Genomic DNA, 20,799 nt, shown 5'->3' on the forward strand with positions numbered 1-20,799 from the left:
CTTAGGCTCTTCGGATGACGACATCCCGCTATCCCTCCAAGCCCCGGCCCGGCGACCGCGTCGCCGTGCTGTCCCCCGCGTCCGGACTCCCCGGCGTCCTCCCGCTGCCGTACGAACTGGGCCTGCGCCGGCTCCGTGAGGAATTCGGGCTGGAACCCGTGGAGTACCCGGCCACCCGGAAGATGGGTTCCACGCCGCAGGAACGCGCCGCCGACATCCACGCGGCCTTCGCCGACCCGACGATCAAGGCGGTCGTCGCCACCATCGGCGGGGACGACCAGATCACCGTCCTGCCCCATCTGGACGCCGAGTTGCTGCGCGCCCATCCCAAGCCGTTCTTCGGCTACAGCGACAACACCAACCTGCTGGTGTTCCTCGACAACCTCGGCATCGTCGGCTATCACGGCGGATCGGTGATGGTCGAACTCGGTCGCCCCGGCGCCCTGCACCCGCTGACGGCCGAATCGCTGCGGGCGGCGCTGTTCACCCACGGCGACCACGAACTGACTCCGGCGAAGGAGACCGGCAGCGTCAACAGCCCCTGGGAGGACCCGCGGACCTTCGATCACGAACCCGGAATGCTGCCCGCCGACGGCTGGATCTGGCACAACGCCGGCCGAGTGGTCGAGGGGGCGAGCTGGGGCGGCAATCTGGAGATCCTGTCCTGGCTGCTCATGGCCGACCGGGAGATCCGGCCGCCCGCCGAGTACGAGGGCCGGGTGCTGTTCCTCGAAACCTCCGAGGAGATGCCGAGCGCCGACGAGGTGTACCGGATCCTGCGGAACATGGGGGAGCGCGGACTCCTGCAGCGGTTCCCCGCGCTGCTGATGGGCCGCGCCAAGAACTGGTCCTTCGAGCATCCCCTCGACACCACCGACGGGGAGCGGTACCGCGAGCGGCAGCGCGAGGCCGTGCTGCGCGCCCTCGACGCGTACGCCCCCGGGACCATGGCCGTCCTCGACGTCGACCTCGGTCACACGGACCCGCAGATGATCGTCCCCTTCGGCGGGCGGATACGGGTGGACGGCGTGGACCGCCGCATCGTGGTCACCTACTAGGGCGTGTTGTGAAAGTCCCGTCCGACTCGCGACGCCTGGCACGGCACCTCGCCGCGTTGTCGGGATCGCCCGAGTACGTCCAGTACGCGGGCGACCCTCCGCCTTGCGATGCACCGCACCAGACGCCGCGAGCCCCGCCCTCCGGGCGGACGACGCTACTTTCGCAACACGCCCTAGCGCCTCGCTCCGGCGTGCTCCTTCTGGTCCGACCACATACCGTGTGTGACATAGTGGGAGATTCGGACAGGAGCGGTCGGCAACCGAACGGCGCCGGCCGGGGCAGGGGGTGGCGGATGCCCGTCGAATGGCAGCCCGTACGGCAGTCGCGCACACATGAACTGGTGCTCCAGAGCATCGAGCAGCGGGTGTTCGCCGGTGACCTCAAGGCCGGCGACCGGCTGCCGCCCGAACGGGAGCTCGCACCGGTCCTCGGCGTCAGCCGGTCGGCCCTGCGCGAGGCGCTGCGCGTGCTGGAGACCATCGGTGTCCTGGTGGCCCAGCCGGGCCGCGGCCCGGACGCCGGGGCGCGCATCGTCCGCAACCCCGACGACGCGCTCGGCCGGCTGCTCCGGCTCCACTTCGCCCTCGGGAGCTACAGCCTGGAGGATGTGCTGGAGGCGCGGGTCACGCTGGAGCGCTCCAGCTTCGAGGCCGCCGCGCGGCACGCCTCCGCAGCGGATCTGGACGAGGCCGAGGCGCTGCTCGTGCGGATGGGGGCGCCGGATGTCGACGTGCCCGAGTTCAACGACCTGGACACCCGCTTCCACGTGCACATCGCCCGCAGCTCCGGCAACGAGCTGACCTCCACGCTGACCTCCGCCGTCCGCGAGTCCGTACGGCCGCTGATCCTGCGCGCACTGGAAGCCGCCGAGGACTGGCCGGCCACCGCCGCCGCACTCAACGAGGACCACACCGAACTGCTCCGCCTGGTGCGGGCGGGCCAGGGTGCGCGGGCGGCCGATGTGGTCGAGGCGCACATCCGGGGCCTGCACGGAAAGCTGGTCGACGAGAAGACCACGGCCTGAACCACGGACCAAGCCGTCGCGGCGCCCCTGGCAGGGGCACCGCGACGGCTTTTGCGTGCGCGGGTACCGGCAGGTGTCACCCGACCGCCGGTGCCGCACCCTTCCCCGTTTCGGCTGGAGGATAGTATGGTCGGACCATAAACGCAGAGCATCATGCAGAGAACTGATCGGGGAGACCCCATGCGCGTCGGACTCTTCGCCACCTGTCTGGGAGACACACTCTTCCCCGAGGCGGTGAAATCCACGGCGGTGCTGCTGGCCCGCCTGGGCCACGAGGTGGTCTTCCCGCCGGGGCAGACCTGCTGCGGCCAGATGCACGTCAACACCGGCTACCAGCGCGAGCCCGTTCCGCTGGTGCGCAACTTCGCCGAGCAGTTCGGCGACGCGTCCATCGACGCCGTCGTCATGCCGTCGGGCTCCTGCGCGGGCTCGGTCCGCCACCAGCACGAGATCGTCGCCGAACGCTACGGCGACGCGGCGCTGCGCGCGGGCGTTGCCACGGTGAAGGCCAAGACGTACGAGCTCTCCGAGTTCCTCGTCGACGTGCTGAACGCCACCGACGTCGGCGCGTACTTCCCGCACCGCGTCACGTACCACCCCACCTGCCACTCCCTGCGCATGCTCCGGGTCGGCGACAAACCGCTGCGGCTGCTGAGGGCCGTCGACTCGATCGACCTCGTCGAACTGCCCGAGGCCGACGCCTGCTGCGGATTCGGCGGCACCTTCGCCGTGAAGAACGCCGACACATCGACCGCGATGCTCCAGGACAAGATGCGCAACATCGCCACCACCGACGCCGCCGTGTGCACCGCCGGCGACTCGTCCTGTCTGATGCACATCGGCGGCGGGCTCTCGCGGATCGAGTCCGGCACCCGCACCCTGCACCTGGCCCAGATCCTCTCCGCCACCCGCACCTCGCCGCACGTCCTGACGGAGGCCGCCCGATGAGCAGCACCTTTCTCGGCATGCCCGCGACGCCGCCCCGCTCCCCGTACGGCACGGGCAACCTGCGTGGCGACCGGAAGTTCCCCGCCGCCGCCCATGACGACCTGGGCAACGCACAACTGCGCCGCAACCTCGGCAAGGCCACCCACACCATCCGCGCCAAACGCCTCAACGTCACCGGCGAACTGCCCGACTGGGAGGAGCTGCGCGACGCGGGATCGGCCATCAAGACCGACACGATGAACCGGCTCCCCGCACTGCTGGAGGAACTGGAGCGCAAGGTCACCGAGCGCGGCGGCACCGTCCACTGGGCCCGGGACGGCGGCGAGGCCAACGAGATCGTCGCGCGGCTGATCAAGGAGACCGGCAGCAAGGAGGTCATCAAGGTCAAGTCGATGGCCACCCAGGAGATCGGCCTCAACGAGCACCTCGAATCGATCGGTATCACCCCGTACGAGACGGACCTCGCCGAGCTCATCGTGCAGCTCGCCCACGACAAGCCCTCGCACATCCTGGTACCCGCCATCCACCGCAACCGCGACGAGATCCGGGAGATCTTCCTCAAGGAGATCCCGGGCATCGACCCGTCCCTGGACAACGTCCCCGCCCACCTGGCGGCAGCGGCCCGCGCCTATCTGCGCGAGAAGTTCATGACGACGAAGGTCGCCGTATCCGGAGCCAACTTCGGCATCGCGGAGACCGGCACCCTGTCCGTCGTCGAGTCGGAGGGCAACGGCCGCATGTGCCTGACGCTGCCCGACACCCTGATCACCGTCATGGGCATCGAGAAGGTGCTGCCGCGCTACCAGGACCTGGAGGTCTTCCTCCAACTGCTGCCGCGCTCCTCCACCGGCGAGCGGATGAACCCGTACACGTCCCTGTGGACCGGAGTCACGCCCGGCGACGGGCCGCAGACCTTCCACCTGGTGCTGCTCGACAACGGACGCACCGCGGCCCTCGCCGACAGGATCGGCCGCGAGGCGCTCAACTGCATCCGCTGCTCGGCCTGTCTCAACGTCTGCCCGGTGTACGAACGCGCGGGCGGCCACGCCTACGGATCGACGTACCCCGGACCGATCGGCGCCGTCCTCACCCCGCAGCTCGCCGGCATGCACGCCGCCAAGGACGATCCCAACAGCTCGCTGCCGTACGCCTCCAGTCTCTGCGGAGCCTGCTTCGACGCCTGCCCGGTCAAGATCGACATTCCGTCGCTGCTGGTCGAGCTGCGCCACCAGCACACCGAACAGTCCGGTACCACGGCCGAGAAGATCGCCATGAAGGCGGCGGCCGGGGTGATGAAGAGTCCGAAGCTGTTCACAGCGGCGCAGAAGGCCTCCGGGCTCGGCCGCGTCCTCGCCGGGCGGGACGGGAAGATCTCACATCTGCCTCCGCCGTTCAACGGCTGGAGCGACAGCCGCGACACGCCCGCCCCGCCCAAGGAGACCTTCCGCTCCTGGCTGGCCTCGGCCGAGGGCGCGGCGACGATGCGGGCCGCCGCTGAGTCGTACACGCGGAACCAGCAGCAGGAGGAGGAGAAGTGACGACCGCTCGCGAAACGGTGCTCGGACGTGTCCGGGATGCCCTGGCCCTGGCTCCCGCCGCCGACACCCCGGTCCCGCGCGCCTACCGCACCGGGCGCACCCTCCCCGACGCGGAGCGCCTGGAGCTGTTCACCGACCGGCTCGTCGACTACAAGGCCCAGGTCCACCCCTGCACGGCCGACCGCACGGCCGAGGTCGTCGCCGAGGTGCTGAGGGAGCGCGGAGCCGGCCGGATCGGCGTACCCGCCGGCCTCGACCCGCAGTGGCTCACCGCCTACGACGGCGAGGTCCAGCAGGATTCCGCCGACATCCCCGCACCCCGGCTGGACTCCCTGGACGGGGTCGTGACGGCCTCGGCCGCCGGCTGCGCCGAGACCGGCACGATCTTCCTGGACGGATCGCCCGACCAGGGGCGGCGGGCGCTGTCCCTCGTGCCCGACCTGCACGTCTGCGTAGTCGACCTGTCGACCGTGGAGGTGGGCGTACCCGAGGCGGTGGCCCGTCTGGTGCCGGAGCGGCCGACGACGCTGATCAGCGGTCCGTCGGCCACGTCCGACATCGAACTCGAACGCGTCGAGGGCGTGCACGGACCGCGCACCCTGGCCGTCGTGATCCGCACGGACGTGTGACGGGACGGGGGTGCGGCGCCCGGGAGCGCGCACCCCCGTCCCGTCACCGGCTCATCCGTGCGTGACCGTCACCGGGCCGAAGGCGACCCGGGTCGTCGCCGAGTCCTCGGCCCAGCACACCTCGACGGTGTCCCCGTCGACGTTCACTCCGCTCGCCACCGCGTCCAGCGCCTCCGCTCCCGGCTCCCCGCTCAGCGAGGCCAGCGCCGCCAGGACCACCGTGCCCTCCGCCTCCGCGCCCAGCCGGGGCAGCACCGCCCACGGTGTGTACGCCGTGCCCTGCGGGGCGCGTACCTCGTCACGCGACTCCCAGCCGTGCAGACCGTGCAGCGCGGATGTCACCGCGGACCCGCGACCGGTCGCCCAGCCCGTCTGCTCCACCCGGGCGCCGTGCGGGGCGCTGATCACCCGGTGCACCCGGAGCTCGTACCGGCCGCGCACCACGGTCACGCTCTCCACCCGCAGGCCCGGCACCATCGGCGCACCGCCCGCGAACACCGGACGGTGCCAGGACGCGGCCCAGCCCCAGCCGTCGCCCCCGCCCGCGCCCAGCGGGCGGATGGCCCGGCGGCCGCTGCGGGTCCCGCCGACGACCACGGCCAGGTGGTTGTCGGCCGTGTTCGCGCGCGCGGTGGGACCGGTGACCGTCGAGTACGCCTGGCGGCTGTACAGCGGGTCGTCCTGCACCGCCGACTCGCCCTCGTGCGGCCGGACGTGGTCGCTGCCGTGGTTGTGCAGCCGCACGATCCCGTCCGCACGCGTCGACTGGACGAGCAGCCCCGGCGCGGGCAGCGCGAGCACCCGGTCGGGTCCCTCGCTCGGCGCCGGCTCCTCGGTGGCCGTCCACAGCGGATGGTCCGCGGGTGCCAGCAGGGAGACGAAGGCCTTGGACGCCCAGTAGGGGGAGGCCGGACCCGAGTAGGGCTGGAGCGTCGCGTCGTGCGGACCGTGCCAGCCCAGGCTCAGCAGGCCGTCGGTGCCGGTCGCCCCCCGGTCCAGGAAGTAGCGCAGCGACCCGCTGATCACCCGGCGGGAGGCGCCGGGCGAAAGCGGGGTGTTCCCCGTGAGCGCGCCGAGCCCGACCGCCGAACCGGCCGCGAACCGGTAGGACAGCGAACGGCCGAAGTGGATCGGGGCACCGTCCCCGCCGAACAGCAGCGAGAAGCCCTCCAGGTGCTCGCGCAGCCGCGCCCCGTAGTGCGCGGACAGCTCGGCGTCGCCGGAGAGGTGGGCATCGAGTACGGGGTACAGGTGCAGCGCCCAGCCGTTGTAGTGGTCGAAGGCGCGGCCGTCGCCGTCCGCGTACCAGCCCTGGCCCCGGTACCAGCTCTCCATCAGGTCCTGCGCCCGCTCGCGGGCGCGGGCCGTCTCGGCGTCACCGCGGCCCACCGACTCCAGGAATCCGGCCACGGAGTAGGGGAACAGGTACCAGTTGTTCGGTGCGGGGGTGTGGCGGAGGGCGCCGCGCAGCCACTCCTCCGCACGGTCCTGCACGGCCGGGTCCAGCCGGTCCCAGAGCCACGGCCGGGTGAGCCGCAGCCCGATGGCGACCGAGGCGGATTCGACCATGGGCTGGCCGAAGACGGTGTGGTCGAGGATCAGCGGCCACGACTCGGCATCGTCCCGGCCCGGCGTCCGCGTACCGGCTGCCAGCCCGTCCGCGTACCGGTCGAGCCAGCCGTGCGGGTCCTTGCCGTCCGCGCCCGCGACCCGGAACGCGGCGGCCAGGAACGTGCGCGCGTACCCCTCCAGACCGTCGGAGCGGACCCCGGACGCGGACGGGCGGCCGGGCAGGTCGAGGAGGGCGCTGCCGGGCGTGGCCCACTGCCAGGCGGCCTTGAGCAGTCCGTCGGCCGCCGCCTCCCAGTGCGCGCGGGTGTAGCCGGTGACCGGGCTCGCGGTCCGGTCGTCGGCGGGGAGCTCCAGAGGGGAGTTCGGGTACGGATCGGTCATGCGAGGAATGCCAGCCTTTCGCGTCGTACGGGATGGGCGAATCCGTCGCCCGCGGCCCAGCGTTCGGCCTCGCCGACCGCCAGGTCGACGAGCCGCTGCCACTCGTTGCCCTGGGAGCCCGCGAGGTGCGGAGTGATCAGGGCGTTCTCGCACTCCCACAGGGGGTGTCCGGCCGGCAGCCTGTCGGGGTCGGTGACGTCGAGGACCGCCCGGATGCGGCCGAGCCGCAGGACGTCGACGAGCGCGTCCTGGTCGACCACGGCGCCCCGCGCGGTGTTGAGGAGCACACTGTCCGGGCGCATCGACATGAGCAGTTCACGGCTGACGAGCCCGCGGGTCGCGGGCAGCAGCGGCGTGTGGACGCTCACCAGATCGCTCTGCGCGAAGAGATCGTTCAGCCCGACGGACCGGACGCCGAGCTCGGCGGCCTGCTCGTCGGAGACGTACGGATCGTGCAGCAGCACCCGCAGGTCGTACGGGCGCAGCAGCTCGATGACCCGGCGTCCGATGAGGGAAGCGGACAGGATGCCCACGGTCCGGCCGTAGTTGCCCAGGGTGGGCGAGGTGGTCAGCGAGTCGTCGCGGTGGCGCTCCGACCGGTAGGCGTGCGCCCGCTCCAGGGTCCGTTTGCCGGAGAGGAGGATCATCGCGACGGTGTACTCCGCCACCGGGAGCGCGTTGGCGGCCGCGGCGGACGACACCTCGATGCCGCGCTCCCAGCAGGCGTCCGTGATGTGCCCCCGGACGCTGCCCGCGGTGTGCACCACCGCGCGCAGCCGGGGAGCGGAGGCGAGCGCCGCCGCGTCGAGAGGCGGACAGCCCCAGCCGGTGACCAGGAGTTCCGTGTCCGCGAGCACGGTACGGGCCCGTTCGGTGGTGAAGTCGTCGAGCACGGGCAGTGGCGCGAGGTCGCACACCTGTGAGAGCGCGGACAGCGACCGGGCGTTCAGCAGCGCGGCCGCGGTGCCCGGCTGCATGGCGACGGCGGCGCGCGGCCGTCGGCCTCCGGTGGGTGCGAGGGGGATGGTGCCGGTCATTCTTCTCCTGATTCCGGAGGGGGTGCGGGGTGCGGCTACTTCACGGCGCCGGCGGTGAGCCCCGACTTCCAGAAGCGCTGGAGCAACGCGAAGGCGAGGATCAACGGCAGGACCGCGAGCAGCGAACCCATGATCACCACGGGGTAGTACTCGGGCGAGACGGTGGCGGCGCTGTTCCACGTGTACAGGCCGAGGCTGACGGGATAGAGGTCCTGGTCGGAGAGCATGACCATGGGCAGGAAGAAGTTGTTCCAGATCGCGGTGAGCTGGAAGAGGAACACGGTGACGAGACCGGGGCCGAGCATCCGCAGGGCGACCCGGACGTACGTGGTCAGTTCACCGGCCCCGTCCACCCGGGCCGCTTCCAGTACCTCGTTCGGTACGTAGCCCTGGCTGAAGATCCGGCCGAGGTACACGCCGAACGGATTGAAGAGCACCGGTATGAAGACCGACCAGAACGTGTTCACCAGTCCGGTGCCGGACGCCATCAGATAGAGCGGCAGGGCCAGCACGGTCTGCGGCACCATCACGGCGGCGAGGACGAGGCCGAACAGCTTCTCCTTGTGCGCGAATCGGTACTTGTCGAAGGCGTACCCGCAGGCGATGCTGATCAGCGCCCCGAGCCCGGCGCCGAGGACCGCGTACAGCAGGCTGTTGCCGTACCACCGCGTGTACAGGCCGCCGTCCATCGCGAACAGGTCCCTGAGGTTCTGCGCGAAGGAGAAGTGGTCGAGCGACAGCACGTCGCTGCCGAACAGGGCGTCCCGGTCCTTCGACGCGGCGAGCACCAGCCACAGCACCGGCAGCAGCGTGTACAGCACCGAGATGCCGACGACCAGGTTGACGACGGAGCGGCCGAGAAGCCGGGGCCGCAGGACGGCAGCGGTGCGGGCGGGAGCGGTGGCGCTCATCGGGCGTCCTCCTCGGCGGCGTCGGAACGGTTGGTCCAGCGGGTCACGCCGTAGGAGAGCGCGATCGTGCACACCAGCAGGACCACCGAGGCGGCCGCGGCCAGACCGTAGTTGTTACGGGTGAAGGCGGCGTCGTAGATGTACATGCTGGGGGAGAAGCGCGAGCTGATCATCGGGGTCGACTGGCTCAGCAGCATCGGCTCGGTGAAGAGCTGGAGCGCGAAGATCAGCGTGAACATCGCGACCATCACGACGGAGGAACGCACCAGGGGCGTCTTGATCTGGAGCGCGGTGCGGACCGGTCCGGCACCGTCGACGACGGACGCCTCGATCACCTCGCGTGGCACCGCCTGCAGGGCCGCGTAGAAGACCACCATGTTGTATCCGAGATTGCTCCACAGGGCGATGTTCACGATCGAGGGCACCACCGTGTGCACCCCGAGGAAGTTGACCGTGATATCGGCCTTGCCGAGCAGGTCCACCACCGGGCTCAGCCCCGGCGTGTAGAGGTAGAGCCAGATGACGGCGGCGATGATGCCGGGCACGGCGTGCGGCAGGAAGAGTCCGAGCTGCGCCCAGGAACGCAGCCGTACCACGCCGGAGTCCAGCAGCAGCGCCAGTGCCAGCGCGCCGACGACCATGAGCGGGATGTAGATCACGCAGTACAGGACGACGGTGCCGAGACCGCTGAGGAACGTCGGGTCGGTCAGCACCGCGGTGTAGCTGCGCAGACCGACGAAGACCGTACGTTCCGGGCCGAAGCCGAGCCCCGGCTGGTCGTCGCTGAAGAAGCTGAGCCAGACGGCGGTGACGACCGGGATCAGGAAGACCGTCACCAGAAGGATGAAGAAGGGGGTCATCAGGGCGCCGGCCGCGCCGAGTTCACGGCGGCGGGCCGACTTTCGGGCGGTGCGCGGGGACGTGGTGGGTGCCGGAGCCGCCGCGGGGACGCTCACGGGGGCGGAAGCCGGAGTGGTGACTGGGCTGGTCATCGGTGTCACCTGCCTCTCTGCTGCGGGGAAGGGGGGACGGGCTGCGGCTCAGCTGCTGTGCTCGGTGGTGGACAGACCCAGCGCCTTGAGATCGGGCATCGTGCCCTGCTGGGCCGCGCGCACGGAGTCGAGCAGTGAGCCCTGGCCGCCGCTCACCCGGGCGAAGCCGTCCTGCATGACCTTCAGCGTCGCGGTCATCCGCGGCCCCCAGGTCCAGCCGTCCCGGATCTTGTGGGCCTCCTGCTCGAACAGGGTGTAGACGTCCTGGCCGCTGTAGTAGCTGCGGTTGAAGGCCTTGCGGTACACGTCGACGAGGCCGGGGACCGCCGGGTACTGGCTGCTGGCCCCGCTGGAGAGCCGGGCCCGCAGCGCGTCGGGGTGCGAGACCTGCCACTCGATGAACTCCAGCGCGGCCTCGGGGTGCCTGCTGCCCTTGGTGACGGCGAAGGTGGATCCGCCGTGGGTGCCGAGCACGGCATCGGCCGCGTCCCACTGGGGGAGCGGCGCGATGGCCCACTTGCCCTTCTGCCCGGGGCGGGCGTTCATCTGCGCCCCGGCGTCCCACACGCCGCTGAGCCGGACGAGCACCTGGCCGTTGCTGACCTGGGCGTCGTACTGCCTGCTGTCGACGGGTGTCATGAGAACCAGGTCCTGGTCGATCAGCCGCTGCCAGTACGCCGCCACGCGGCGGCTCGGCTCGTCGGTGAGCGAGACGTTCCAGGCGTCGTCACGGGTGTCGAACCACTGAGCACCGGCCTGCCAGGCGAATCCGGCGAACTGCGGCCCGCCGTCCGTGGCGAAGGCCGTCAGCCGCCGGCCGGGCGCCTTACTGCGTACGGTACGGGCCGTCTCCTCGAACTCGGCCCAGGTGCGCGGGACTTCGATGCCGTAGGTGTCGAAGAGGTCGGTGCGGTAGTGCATCACCATCGGCTCGACGTCGAGCGGGACGCTGAAGACGCGCTTGTCGAAAGTGGTCAGCCCCAGGGCTTGCGGAAGCAGCTTGGCCCGGAGGGTGTCGCTCATCAGGCCGGTGAGTTCCAGGGGGACTCCGTCGATGGCGAAGCCCGGGATCTGGGGGTACTCGATCGTCGCGACGTCGGGGGCGTTGCCGGCCCGGGAGGCGTTGCTGAGCTTCGCGTAACCGCCCTGCCCGCCCGAGGGGATCTGCTGGAAGTCGACCTGGATCGTGTCATGCGTCCGGTTGAACGCGTCGACCACCTGCTGGCTTCCTCGCAGGGCGGACCAGAAGGTGATGTGCGTGGCGTTGCGGCCGGACTTGTTGCTGACGGTGCTGGTCCTGCTCGTGCTGTCCGCCCCCGATGTGCCACCGCTGCAGGCGCTCAGCGCGCCCGCCAGTGGTAGTCCGGTCATCGTGGCGAGCACGGATCGACGGCTGTGTCGACCGGGCATGGGCGCCTCCCGCGGCTCCTGAATGAAGACACGGGGAATACTGATCGGCTGATCGGTAGCGGTCAATAGATCGATCAGAAGAAAAATAAAGCGGTCAAACGCTCAGTCCGTGAGGGGGGTGATCCGCGTGATCGCCTGCGCCGATCCCCGCACCTTCAACTCGGGCAGCACCTGAGTCCGGCGCACCGGGCCGAGCGCCCCGGCCGCTCCGGAGAGCCGGTGGAGCAGGAGTTCGGCGGCCGCCCTGCCGATCTCCGCCCTCGGCGGTGCCACCGCGGTCAGCGGGGTGCTGCCCAGTGCGGCGACCACGTCGTCGTACGCCACCACCGAGCAGTCCCGGGGCACCTGCACCCCGCTCTCGGCCAGGCGCTGCACCAGCATCAGCGCGTCGACGTCGCCGTGCAGCACCGCGGCCGTGGCCCCGCGCTCCCGCAGCAGCGCGGCAAGATCGAGACCGGGTGTCCCGGCACTGTTCCGGAGCGGGGCGCCGGGCGGCACCGGCCCCGGCCCGTCCGGGCCTGGGCCGTCCGGGCCGGGGCCGGGCACCGCGTCGGGCGAGCTCAGCACTACCGTCCAGTCCTCCACGGCCGGGTGGGAGGCGGCGATCTCCGCGAACGCGGCGCGTACGGTGCGTGCCGTCGGGCTGTCGTCCCGGGCGGCCAGCACGATCCTGCGGTGGCCCAGCGCCACCAGGTGCTCCACGGCGAGATGCGTCCCGTACCAGTGGTCGGAGCAGACGGAGTCCAGGGCGTGCAGGACGCTGCCGGGCCGGGGCAGCCGCTCCATCAGCACGGTCGGAACGCCCGTGTCCGCCAGCCAGCCGTAGGCCAGTTCCTCGTAGCGCACGTTGCGCCATCGCGGGGCGATCAGCAGTCCGCGCGCCCCGTCCGCCAGCGCCCGCTCCACCAGCGGCCGTTCGGCGTCGGCCGACTGGGGTGCGAGGTACAGCGCGATACGGATCCCGGACTCCTCCAGCACGGTCCTGGCGCCGTGCAGCGTCTCGTACAGGTACGAATGCCGCTCCGGTACGACCAGGGCGACCGCGCCCCCGTCGCCGGCCGGATCGCCGGCCCGCGGTGACGGCACCGCCGACGGCCCCGCCGGATCGCGCACCGGCCGGGCCACACCGTGCCCGCGCCGCAGCCGCCCCGCCCGCGCCAGCTCCTCCACGTCCCGCCGCACGGTCACCACGGAGACGTCCAGTTCGTCCGCGAGCGCGCTGACCTTGACCGCGCCGCGCGACTCCACCACCGCCAGGATTCGCTGACGCCTGAGTTCAACCGGCTCCCGCATGCTGGTTCCCCCTACCGCTGCGCGTTGTGCGTTTGAGCGCTTCGTGTGAGCGCTTGGAGCGCAGCATAACCATGCGGTCGACGGGGCTCGGTCAGGGCCGGGAGATCACAGGGATTACGATCGGTCCCTGGCATGGACACCCTCACTCTTTGGCAACTGGCGGCACTGGCCGCGGCATCCGTACTCGTCGGCTTCTCCAAGACGGCCGTGAGCGGTGCCAACACGATCAGTCTCGCGGTCTTCGCGGCGGTACTGCCCGCACGCGAGTCGACCGGAGTGCTGCTCCCGATCCTCATCGCCGGTGATCTGCTCGCCGTGCTCACCTACCGGCGCCATGCGCACTGGCCGACCCTGCTCCGGCTCTTCCCGGCCGTCGCGGTGGGCGTGGTGGCGGGCACGCTGTTCATGATGTGGGCCGGCGACGCCGCCGTACGGACCTCCATCGGCGCGATCCTGATCTTCATGGCGGGCGTCACGGTCTGGCGGCGCCGGACCGCGGAGGCGGGCGGTGAGCCGGCGGCCGAAGCGGGTCCGCCCACCGCGGCCGAGCGGATCAAGGCCCGCTCGTACGGGGTGCTCGGCGGATTCACCACCATGGTCGCCAACGCGGGCGGCCCCGTCATGTCGCTCTATCTGCTCTCCGCCGGCTTCCGCAAACTCGGCTTCCTCGGCACGTCGGCGTGGTTCTTCCTGATCGTCAACACGTCCAAGGTGCCGTTCAGCGTGGGCCTCGGGCTGATCGACGCGCGGTCGCTGCTGCTGGACGCCTGCATGCTGGTGTTCGTCGTTCCGGGCGCCTGGATCGGCCGGAAATGCGTGGACCGGATCAACCAGAGGCTCTTCGAGCGCCTCGTCATCGGCGCCACCGTGCTCGGCGGCCTGCAACTGCTCCTGAACCCGTGAGGCCCCTCCGGGTCATGATCCGGAGGGGCCGGCAAGCGTCTGCGGGCGCCCGTCAGACGATGTCCTCCTCGATCTCCGCCTGTTCGCGGGCGTTTCCGTACGCCGACGGCGTGCCGTACGAACCTCGGGCGACGAACCACCACACGGTGGCCAGGACCAGCACGGCGACCAGAGCGATCGACGCGTAGTTCATCGAGTCGACCGTCACGGGGGACCGCTGCGGCAGCAGGAACAGCACGGTCACGAGAACGACCCACACCACGGCGATCCAGCCGACCGGCTTCGACCAGCGCCCCAGGTGCCACGGACCGTGCTCGAAGCGGTCACCCGCGCGCAGCTTCAGGTAGATCGGGATGGCGTAGGCCGGCGTGATGCCGATGACGTTGATGGCGGTCACGGCCCCGTACGCGGTCGCGGAGTACAGCGACGGGAGGGCGAGCACCCCGGCGACGACGACCGACAGCCACACCGCGTTGACCGGCGTCTGGGTGCGGGCGCTCACCTTGCGCCACGTCGAGGAGCCCGGCAGCGCGTTGTCGCGGCTGAACGCGAACACCATCCGGCTGGTGGCCGCGACCTCGGCGTTGCCGCAGAACAACTGCGCGGCGATCACGATCAGCAGCATCGCCGTGGCGCCCGAGGTCCCCAGCGCGTCGATGAGGATCTGGGCCGGCGGCACACCGGTGGCGCTGCCCTGGGTGCCCGCGTAGTCCTGGATCGCGAACGTCAGCCCGGCGAGCAGCACGAAACCGGCCACCCACGAGACCCAGATCGAACGGACGATGCCGCGGGGCGCCGAGACCGAGGCGTCCGACGTCTCCTCCGAGAGGTGGGCGGAGGCGTCGTAACCGCAGAAGGTGTACTGCGCCAGCAGCAGACCGATCGCCGCCACGTAGAGCGGATTCTCCCAGCCGGTGTCATTGACGAACTCGGTGAAGACGAACGAAGGCGACTGGTGGTGGGAGGGAACGATCGCGAGTACGGACACGATCACCGCGACACCGGCCAGATGCCACCACACGCTGATCGAGTTGAGCACGCTGACGAGCCGCACACCGAAGAGGTTCAGCACGGCGTGCAGCAGCAGGATGCAGAGGAAGATGACCATCGTCTTGCCCGGAGTGGGTGTGAAGCCCCACTGGAGGTTCATCAGCGCACCGGTGAACAGCGCGGCGCCGTAGTCGATGCCGGCGATCGCGCCCAGCAGCCCGAGCAGATTCAGCCAGCCGGTGTACCAGCCCCACTTGCGGCCGCCGAGCCGGTCCGCCATGTAGTACAGCGCCCCGGACGTCGGGTACGCACTCGTGACCTCGGCGAGTGCCATGCCGACGCAGATGACGAAGAGGCCGACGCCGGCCCAGCCCCAGAGCATCACTGCCGGGCCGCCGGTGGACATGCCGAAGCCGTACAGCGTCATGCAGCCGGACAGGATCGAGATGACCGAGAAGCTGATGGCGAAATTGCCGAAGCCGCCCATGCGGCGGGCCAGCACCGGCTGGTAGCCGAGTTCGCGCAGCCGCTGCTCCTCGTCCTTGGGCGGGGTGGCCTCGGCACCCTTCCGGTTCGAGGTGGATATGGACATGGGGGGACCTCCGTGAGCGGAAAAAGGGGGAATCCAGAAAAAAATGGGGAACGGAACTCAAGGACATGGGGAGAGCGGATTTCCCGCTCAGCCGTGCGGCCCCCTGCCGGGATCGCGGGCAGCGGCGAGGGCGCGGCTGCGGGCGCGCAGAAACACTTCCTCGGCACCGCCGGAGTCCTTGGGCGTGCGGGTGCGATACACCCAGGGCAGCGAGGTGAAGTACGGGCCGAGCTCCTGGAACACGGGAGCGGCGTCGGCGAACTGGAGCGCCCCCCACAGCGCGTGCGCCAGATGGTTGAGATCGAGCAGGGTGTGAGTGGCCCGCGGTGTGCGGTGGAACCAGATTTCCAGGGCGCGCAGGGCCTCGCGCTCCGCGTCCTCGGTGACCCAGTGCAGGTCCAGCGCCTTCTCGTGGCCGTTCTCGCGGCGGTACCGCTCCACCCGCACATACAGCGGCAGTACATGGAGCGCCGATCCGTCGGGCGCCGAAGAGGCAGCCCACTGAACGAAGTTGACCGCCTCGGACAGTGAGCCACCGGCCTGGCGCGCATAGACGAACTGGAGCATCCGGTGGTAGGCCTCGCGGTTGTGCGGATCGCGTTTGTCAGCCTCCGCCAGCAGACCCCACGGTCCGGGGAAGAGCATGGGCCCGGGCGGGTGCAGCCGGTGCTCCTCCAGCCGCTGCCGCTCGTCCAGCTGGGACAGGGCCAGCAGACACACCCAGGGCACGGGGTCCGCGGGCGACGCGTGGGCGGCCGAACGGCACGCCTCCCAGGCCTCCTGCCAGAGCGCCTGCCCGCTGGGGTGGCCGGAGCGGCGGGCGCGGACCGCCCGTTCCACGGCGACCCGCGCGTGCATGACGGTGGCCGCGACGCTGCGCGGTTCCTCGGTCAGCCAGGCCTGGACCGCGTCCGATCCCGCGGCGACCGCACCGAGCACCTGGGTCCGCTGGGTCCACAGGGTCCAGTCCGGAGTGCTCTCCAGCAGATCGCGCATGGAGAGCCAGCGCCCGGTGCGTAAGTCCTGTAACGCGGAGCGGAGTTCGTTGTCATGGCCGGCCGGATGGTAGACCGGCCGGAATTCACTGTTGGCCATGGAAGTGCTCGGGGCATGGTGTCGGACTCATCGATCCTCTGGACGTGGGGGGTGAAGCAGCAGTTGAAAAATGAACTGCTGTAAAGCGTCCGGTTGTTGCTCGGCGGTGAGTGTAGAGCCCTGCGGGCCGAACTCCCGAACGAATCGTGGATCTTCTTCAAGTAACGTACACAAACCGGAGGTTGAGCATCGAGGGGAAGTCCCGGGCGTACGTCTTGCGGTGCTTGACGTAGTCGCTGGGCTGCACCAGTCTGGGGTCCGGCGACCTAAGATCACGATTCCGTTCAAGCCGCAGGGCTTGCGTACCGCTGGAGACCCGATGACAGGCCCGGTACTCGCCGTGGACCAGGGCACCTCGGGGACGAAGGCGCTCGTGATCTGCCCCGAGCGGGGCGTGATCGGTTCCGGTTCCGCTCCGGTGCGCCCGCGGTACGGGCCCGGGGGAGCCGTCGAGGCGGACCCCGGAGAGCTGCTCGGGTCGGTCCTCGACGCCGGGGCGCAGGCCTTGGCCGAGGCCGGCGAACCCGTCGTCGCCGTCGGGCTCGCCAATCAGGGCGAGACGGTGCTGGCCTGGGACCCGGACACCGGGAAACCGCTCACCGAAGCGATCGTCTGGCAGGACCGGCGGTCCGAGCGGCTCTGTCAGGAACTCGCCCCGCACGAAGAGGAGTTGAAGCACCTCACCGGACTGCCGCTGGACCCCTACTTCGCCGCTCCCAAAATGGCCTGGATCCGCCGCGAACTGACCCGGGAAGGCGTCGTCACCACCAGCGACTCCTGGTTGGTCCACCGGCTCACCGGTGCCTTCGTCACGGACGCCTCCACGGCCGGCCGCACCCAGCTGCTCGACCTCGACGACGTCGGCTGGTCATCCGCCGCCCTGGACGTGTTCGGTCTGGGCGGTGAACGCCTGCCGTCCGTCGTCGACGCGGCAGGGGCGTTCGGCACGACGACCGCGTTCGGCGGTGAGATCCCGCTCACCGGCCTCCTCGTGGACCAGCAGGCCGCGCTGCTCGCACAGGGCGCCCTGGAACCCGGCAGCGCCAAGTGCACGTACGGCACCGGCGCGTTCCTCCTCGCCCAGACCGGTCCCCGGCCGCGGCGCGGCTCCAGTGGCCTGGTCAGTTGCGTGGCCTGGCGGCTCGGCGGACGTACCAGCTACTGCCTGGACGGACAGGTCTACACGGCCGCCTCCGCGGTCCGCTGGCTCACCGACCTCCACGTGATCTCCGGCGCCGCCGATCTCGACCCCGTCGGCGGCGGCGTCCCCGACTCCGGCGGCGTCACGTTCGTACCGGCGCTCGCCGGACTCGCCGCCCCCTGGTGGCGCGGCGACCTGCGGGGCTCGGTGACCGGCCTGAGCCTCGACACCACCGCCGGCCACCTCGTGCGGGCCCTGTGCGAGGGCATCGCCGCACAGGTCGTCGAGCTTGCCGACGCGGTGGCCGCAGATCTCGGATCGCCGCTGTCCGCCCTCCGCGTCGACGGCGGACTGACCCGCTCCGCACTCCTCATGCAGACCCAGGCCGATCTGCTGCAACGGCCCGTCGAGGTGTCCGCGCTGCCCGACGTCACGGCGCTCGGCGCCGGGGCCGTGGCCCGGCTCGGTCTCGATCCCGGGACCGCCCTCGCCGAGGCCGTTCCTGCCTGGCGGCCGGCCGCGGTGTACGAACCGCGGATCGGCCCCGAAGAAGCGGCCGAGCGACTCGCGGGTTTCCGCGCGGCCGTGGACACCCTCATGGAACGGTCATGACCCCTGGCGGAGCGGCCCGATGACGCACCTCGTCACGACCGCCGGGGACCCGCTGCCCGGCGGAGCCCCGTACGACGTCACCGTCATCGGGGCGGGCGTGGTCGGCACCGCGATCGCCCGTGAACTGGCCCGCTACCCCCTGCGCACCGCTCTCGTCGAGGCGTCCGACGACATCGGCGACGGCACATCCAAGGCCAACACCGCGATCCTGCACACCGGTTTCGACGCCGTACCCGGATCGCTTGAGGCCCGCCTCGTCCGCGAAGGACAGCGCAGGCTCTCCGCGTACGCCGCGGAGACCGGCATCCCCGTCGAACGCGTCGGCGCACTCCTGGTCGCCTGGGACGCGGAACAACTCGAGGCCCTGCCCGCCCTGCTGGCCAAGGCCGAAGCCAACGGCTACCACGCGGCCCGGCTGCTGGACGCCGACGAGGTCGCCGCACGGGAACCCCACCTGGGCCCGGGAGCGCTCGGCGGGCTGGAGGTCCCCGACGAGTCGGTCATCTGCCCCTGGACCACGCCCCTCGCCTTCGCCACCCAGGCCGTCCGCGCGGGCGTACACCTGCACCTGGACTGCCCCGTCCGCGACATCGGAACCGAAGGCGGGGTCCACACCCTGACCACCGGCCGCGGACCGCTGCGCACCCGCTTCCTGATCAACGCCGCCGGGCTGCACGCCGACGAGATCGACCGCCTGCTCGGCCACGACGTCTTCACCGTCACCCCGCGCCGCGGACAGCTGATCGTGTTCGACAAGCTCGCCCGCGACCTCGTCCGGCACATCCTGCTGCCCGTCCCCACCAGCGCGGGCAAGGGCGTCCTCGTGGCCCCGACCGTCTTCGGCAACGTCCTGCTCGGACCCACCGCCGAGGAGCTCGGCGACAAGACCGCCACCGAGTCGACCGGGGAGGGCATCGCCCTGCTGCGGGAGAAGGGCCGCAGGATCCTGCCCCGGCTCCTCGACGAGGAGGTGACCGCCGTCTACGCGGGACTGCGCGCGGCCACCGGCCAGGAGGACTACCGGATCCAGGAGTACCCCGACCTGCGCTACATCGCCGTCGGCGGCATCCGCTCCACCGGACTGACCGCGTCCATGGCCATCGCGGACCACGTCACGGGCCTGCTCGCCCGGACCGGACTCGACCCGGGCACCCCCGCCGAACTGGCCCCCCTCACCATGCCCGGCCTCGGCGAGGCGGCCGAACGCCCGTACCTGAACGCGGAACTCATCGCCCGGGACCCGGCCTACGGCACCCTGGTCTGCCACTGCGAACGCGTCACCGCGGGCGAGATCCGCGACGCCCTGGCCGCCACACTCCCCCCGCGATCCGTCGCCGGCCTGGCCCGCAGAACCAGGGCCGGCAACGGCCGCTGCCAGGGATTCCACTGCGGGGCAGGACTCCGCGCGCTGATCGAGGGGACCCGGCCATGACCCGCCGCGAACGGACCGTCGACGTGCTGGTCGTCGGAGCGGGACCGGCCGGGCTGGGCGCCGCGGCCGAACTCGCCGCATCCGGCGTACGGCGCGTCGAGGTCCTGGAACGCGACCGCAGCACCGGCGGCATCCCGCGCCACTGCCACCACAGGGGATTCGGCAGCAGCCGTCCGAACGGCGGGACGAGCGGACCCGAGTACGCCCGCCGTTCCACGGCCGCGGCGGCAGGGGCCGGCGCCACCCTGCGCACCGGCATCACCGTCACCGGCTGGGCCGGACCCCGCACCCTCGACGCCACCGGACCTGGCGGGCTCGAACGGATCACCGCACACGCCGTCGTCCTCGCCACCGGAGCCCGCGAACGCCCGCGCAGCGCCCGGCTCGTCCCCGGCACCCGTCCGGCGGGCGTCTACACCACCGGAGAGCTCCAGCAGGCCGTCCACGTCCACCACCAGCACATCGGCACCCGGGCCGTGATCGTCGGCGACGAACCGGTCAGCATCGCCGCCGCCGACACCCTGCGCGCCGGCGGCGTGGCGGTCGTCGCCCGGGTCACCGACCGCCCCCCGGCCCTCCCCGCCGCCATGGCACCGCGTCACGGCGCCCCGCTGCTCACCCGCACCACCGTCACGGCGCTGACGGGCCGCCCCCGGCTCACCGGCGTCGCGGTGCGCCATCAGGACGGCCGCACGACGACCCTGCCCTGCGACACCGTGGTGTTCACCGGCGACTGGATCCCCGACCACGAACTGGCGCGCCACGGTGACGTGCCGCTGGACCCCGGCACCCGCGGCCCCGCCCACGACCCCGCCTACCGGACCCACAGGCCCGGCGTCTTCGCCGTCGGCAACCTGCTCCACGCCGTGGAGAGCGCCGGCACCGCGGCGGCGGAGGGCCGGGCCCTCGCCGCCGCCGTACGACGCCACCTGGCCACCGGTGCCTGGCCCGCCGGCGGGCCCGCGCTCGCCGTCGCCGCCCCACTGGAGTGGATCGCACCCAATCTGACCGGCCCCGACGGATTCCGGCCGGTCGGCAACCGCTTCATCCTGCGCACCGGCCGGCCGCTCACGGCCCCGCTGCTCGTCGTCCGGCAGGACGGAGCGGAGCTGTACCGCCGACGCCTGCTGCGCCCCGCCCGGCCGGGCCACGCCCTCCACCTGCCCGCCGACTGGCTGGACCGCACCGATCCACGCGGTGGCACCGTGCGCGTCTCGGTCGGCTGACCGGGGTGCGGGGG

17 protein-coding genes are annotated in these 20,799 nt (G+C 71.5%); 9 read left to right on the forward strand and 8 right to left on the reverse strand.

Going from position 1 to position 20,799, the window contains the following annotated elements; translation table 11 throughout:
• Positions 1–14: 14 nt before the first annotated feature.
• The 5 genes from ACGFZA_RS12595 to ACGFZA_RS12615 all read left to right on the forward strand — a co-directional run bounded on the left by ACGFZA_RS12595 (position 15) and on the right by ACGFZA_RS12615 (position 5,198).
• A complete protein-coding gene (locus ACGFZA_RS12595; protein WP_393678858.1) occupies positions 15–1,058 on the forward strand; it encodes a S66 peptidase family protein in 1,044 nt (347 codons plus the stop codon).
• A 293-nt stretch (positions 1,059–1,351) separates the two neighbouring features.
• Entirely contained in the window at positions 1,352–2,083 is a 732-nt protein-coding gene (locus tag ACGFZA_RS12600) for a FadR/GntR family transcriptional regulator (protein ID WP_385287428.1), read from the forward strand.
• 180 nt (positions 2,084–2,263) lie between these two features.
• Positions 2,264–3,031 carry a (Fe-S)-binding protein gene (locus tag ACGFZA_RS12605; RefSeq protein ID WP_385287431.1) on the forward strand — a complete coding sequence of 256 codons (768 nt, stop codon included), beginning with the start codon at positions 2,264–2,266 and terminating at the stop codon, positions 3,029–3,031.
• Positions 3,028–4,569, forward strand: a complete 1,542-nt coding sequence (locus tag ACGFZA_RS12610) for a LutB/LldF family L-lactate oxidation iron-sulfur protein (protein WP_393678859.1) — start codon at positions 3,028–3,030, stop codon at positions 4,567–4,569. Before ACGFZA_RS12605 ends, ACGFZA_RS12610 begins: the two co-directional genes overlap by 4 nt.
• Complete coding sequence (locus tag ACGFZA_RS12615) at positions 4,566–5,198, forward strand: lactate utilization protein C (protein ID WP_393678860.1); 633 nt, start codon at positions 4,566–4,568, stop codon at positions 5,196–5,198. Before ACGFZA_RS12610 ends, ACGFZA_RS12615 begins: the two co-directional genes overlap by 4 nt.
• Positions 5,199–5,249: 51 nt before the next feature.
• Here ACGFZA_RS12615 and ACGFZA_RS12620 read toward each other — a convergent pair whose 3' ends face one another.
• The 6 genes from ACGFZA_RS12620 to ACGFZA_RS12645 form a co-directional block, all read right to left on the reverse strand.
• A complete protein-coding gene (locus ACGFZA_RS12620) occupies positions 5,250–7,151 on the reverse strand; it encodes a DUF2264 domain-containing protein (RefSeq protein ID WP_393678861.1) in 1,902 nt (633 codons plus the stop codon).
• Positions 7,148–8,188 carry a hydroxyacid dehydrogenase gene (locus tag ACGFZA_RS12625; RefSeq protein ID WP_393678862.1) on the reverse strand — a complete coding sequence of 347 codons (1,041 nt, stop codon included), beginning with the start codon at positions 8,186–8,188 and terminating at the stop codon, positions 7,148–7,150. The genes ACGFZA_RS12620 and ACGFZA_RS12625 overlap by 4 nt, the downstream gene beginning before the upstream one ends.
• Positions 8,189–8,223: 35 nt before the next feature.
• Positions 8,224–9,099 carry a carbohydrate ABC transporter permease gene (locus tag ACGFZA_RS12630; protein ID WP_385287441.1) on the reverse strand — a complete coding sequence of 292 codons (876 nt, stop codon included), beginning with the start codon at positions 9,097–9,099 and terminating at the stop codon, positions 8,224–8,226.
• Positions 9,096–10,091 carry a carbohydrate ABC transporter permease gene (locus ACGFZA_RS12635; RefSeq protein WP_385287444.1) on the reverse strand — a complete coding sequence of 332 codons (996 nt, stop codon included), beginning with the start codon at positions 10,089–10,091 and terminating at the stop codon, positions 9,096–9,098. The genes ACGFZA_RS12630 and ACGFZA_RS12635 overlap by 4 nt, the downstream gene beginning before the upstream one ends.
• A 48-nt stretch (positions 10,092–10,139) precedes the next feature.
• On the reverse strand, positions 10,140–11,501 hold the full coding sequence (locus ACGFZA_RS12640; protein WP_393678863.1) for an ABC transporter substrate-binding protein: 1,362 nt from the start codon (positions 11,499–11,501) through the stop codon (positions 10,140–10,142).
• A 102-nt stretch (positions 11,502–11,603) separates the two neighbouring features.
• Positions 11,604–12,794: a substrate-binding domain-containing protein gene (locus ACGFZA_RS12645; RefSeq protein WP_393678864.1), complete on the reverse strand. Its 1,191-nt coding sequence runs from the start codon at positions 12,792–12,794 to the stop codon at positions 11,604–11,606.
• Positions 12,795–12,926: 132 nt separating this feature from the next.
• Between ACGFZA_RS12645 and ACGFZA_RS12650 the strand changes: the two genes are divergently transcribed.
• Positions 12,927–13,697, forward strand: coding sequence for a sulfite exporter TauE/SafE family protein (locus ACGFZA_RS12650; RefSeq protein WP_385287451.1), 771 nt, complete (start codon positions 12,927–12,929; stop codon positions 13,695–13,697).
• A 52-nt stretch (positions 13,698–13,749) separates the two neighbouring features.
• On the opposite strand, the gene ACGFZA_RS12655 is transcribed toward ACGFZA_RS12650, so the two are convergent.
• Together ACGFZA_RS12655 and ACGFZA_RS12660 are read right to left on the reverse strand one after the other, a co-directional pair.
• Positions 13,750–15,279, reverse strand: a complete 1,530-nt coding sequence (locus tag ACGFZA_RS12655) for an amino acid permease (protein WP_385287453.1) — start codon at positions 15,277–15,279, stop codon at positions 13,750–13,752.
• 87 nt (positions 15,280–15,366) lie between these two features.
• A complete protein-coding gene (locus ACGFZA_RS12660) occupies positions 15,367–16,374 on the reverse strand; it encodes a hypothetical protein (RefSeq protein WP_385287455.1) in 1,008 nt (335 codons plus the stop codon).
• A 319-nt stretch (positions 16,375–16,693) separates the two neighbouring features.
• Here ACGFZA_RS12660 and ACGFZA_RS12665 point away from each other — a divergent pair, with 319 nt between their 5' ends.
• Genes ACGFZA_RS12665 through ACGFZA_RS12675 form a run of 3 tightly spaced genes read left to right on the forward strand, consistent with a single transcriptional unit; the run spans position 16,694 to position 20,785 of the window.
• Positions 16,694–18,127 (forward strand): FGGY family carbohydrate kinase, encoded by a 1,434-nt coding sequence (locus ACGFZA_RS12665; RefSeq protein WP_385287456.1) that lies wholly within the window; start codon positions 16,694–16,696, stop codon positions 18,125–18,127.
• Positions 18,128–18,146: 19 nt separating this feature from the next.
• Positions 18,147–19,559: an NAD(P)/FAD-dependent oxidoreductase gene (locus ACGFZA_RS12670; RefSeq protein WP_393678865.1), complete on the forward strand. Its 1,413-nt coding sequence runs from the start codon at positions 18,147–18,149 to the stop codon at positions 19,557–19,559.
• Positions 19,556–20,785, forward strand: coding sequence for an FAD-dependent oxidoreductase (locus ACGFZA_RS12675; RefSeq protein WP_393678866.1), 1,230 nt, complete (start codon positions 19,556–19,558; stop codon positions 20,783–20,785). The genes ACGFZA_RS12670 and ACGFZA_RS12675 overlap by 4 nt, the downstream gene beginning before the upstream one ends.
• Positions 20,786–20,799 lie beyond the last annotated feature (14 nt).

Origin of the sequence: Streptomyces sp. NPDC048211 (assembly GCF_043202315.1) — a bacterium.
Taxonomy (GTDB): Bacteria; Actinomycetota; Actinomycetes; order Streptomycetales; family Streptomycetaceae; genus Streptomyces.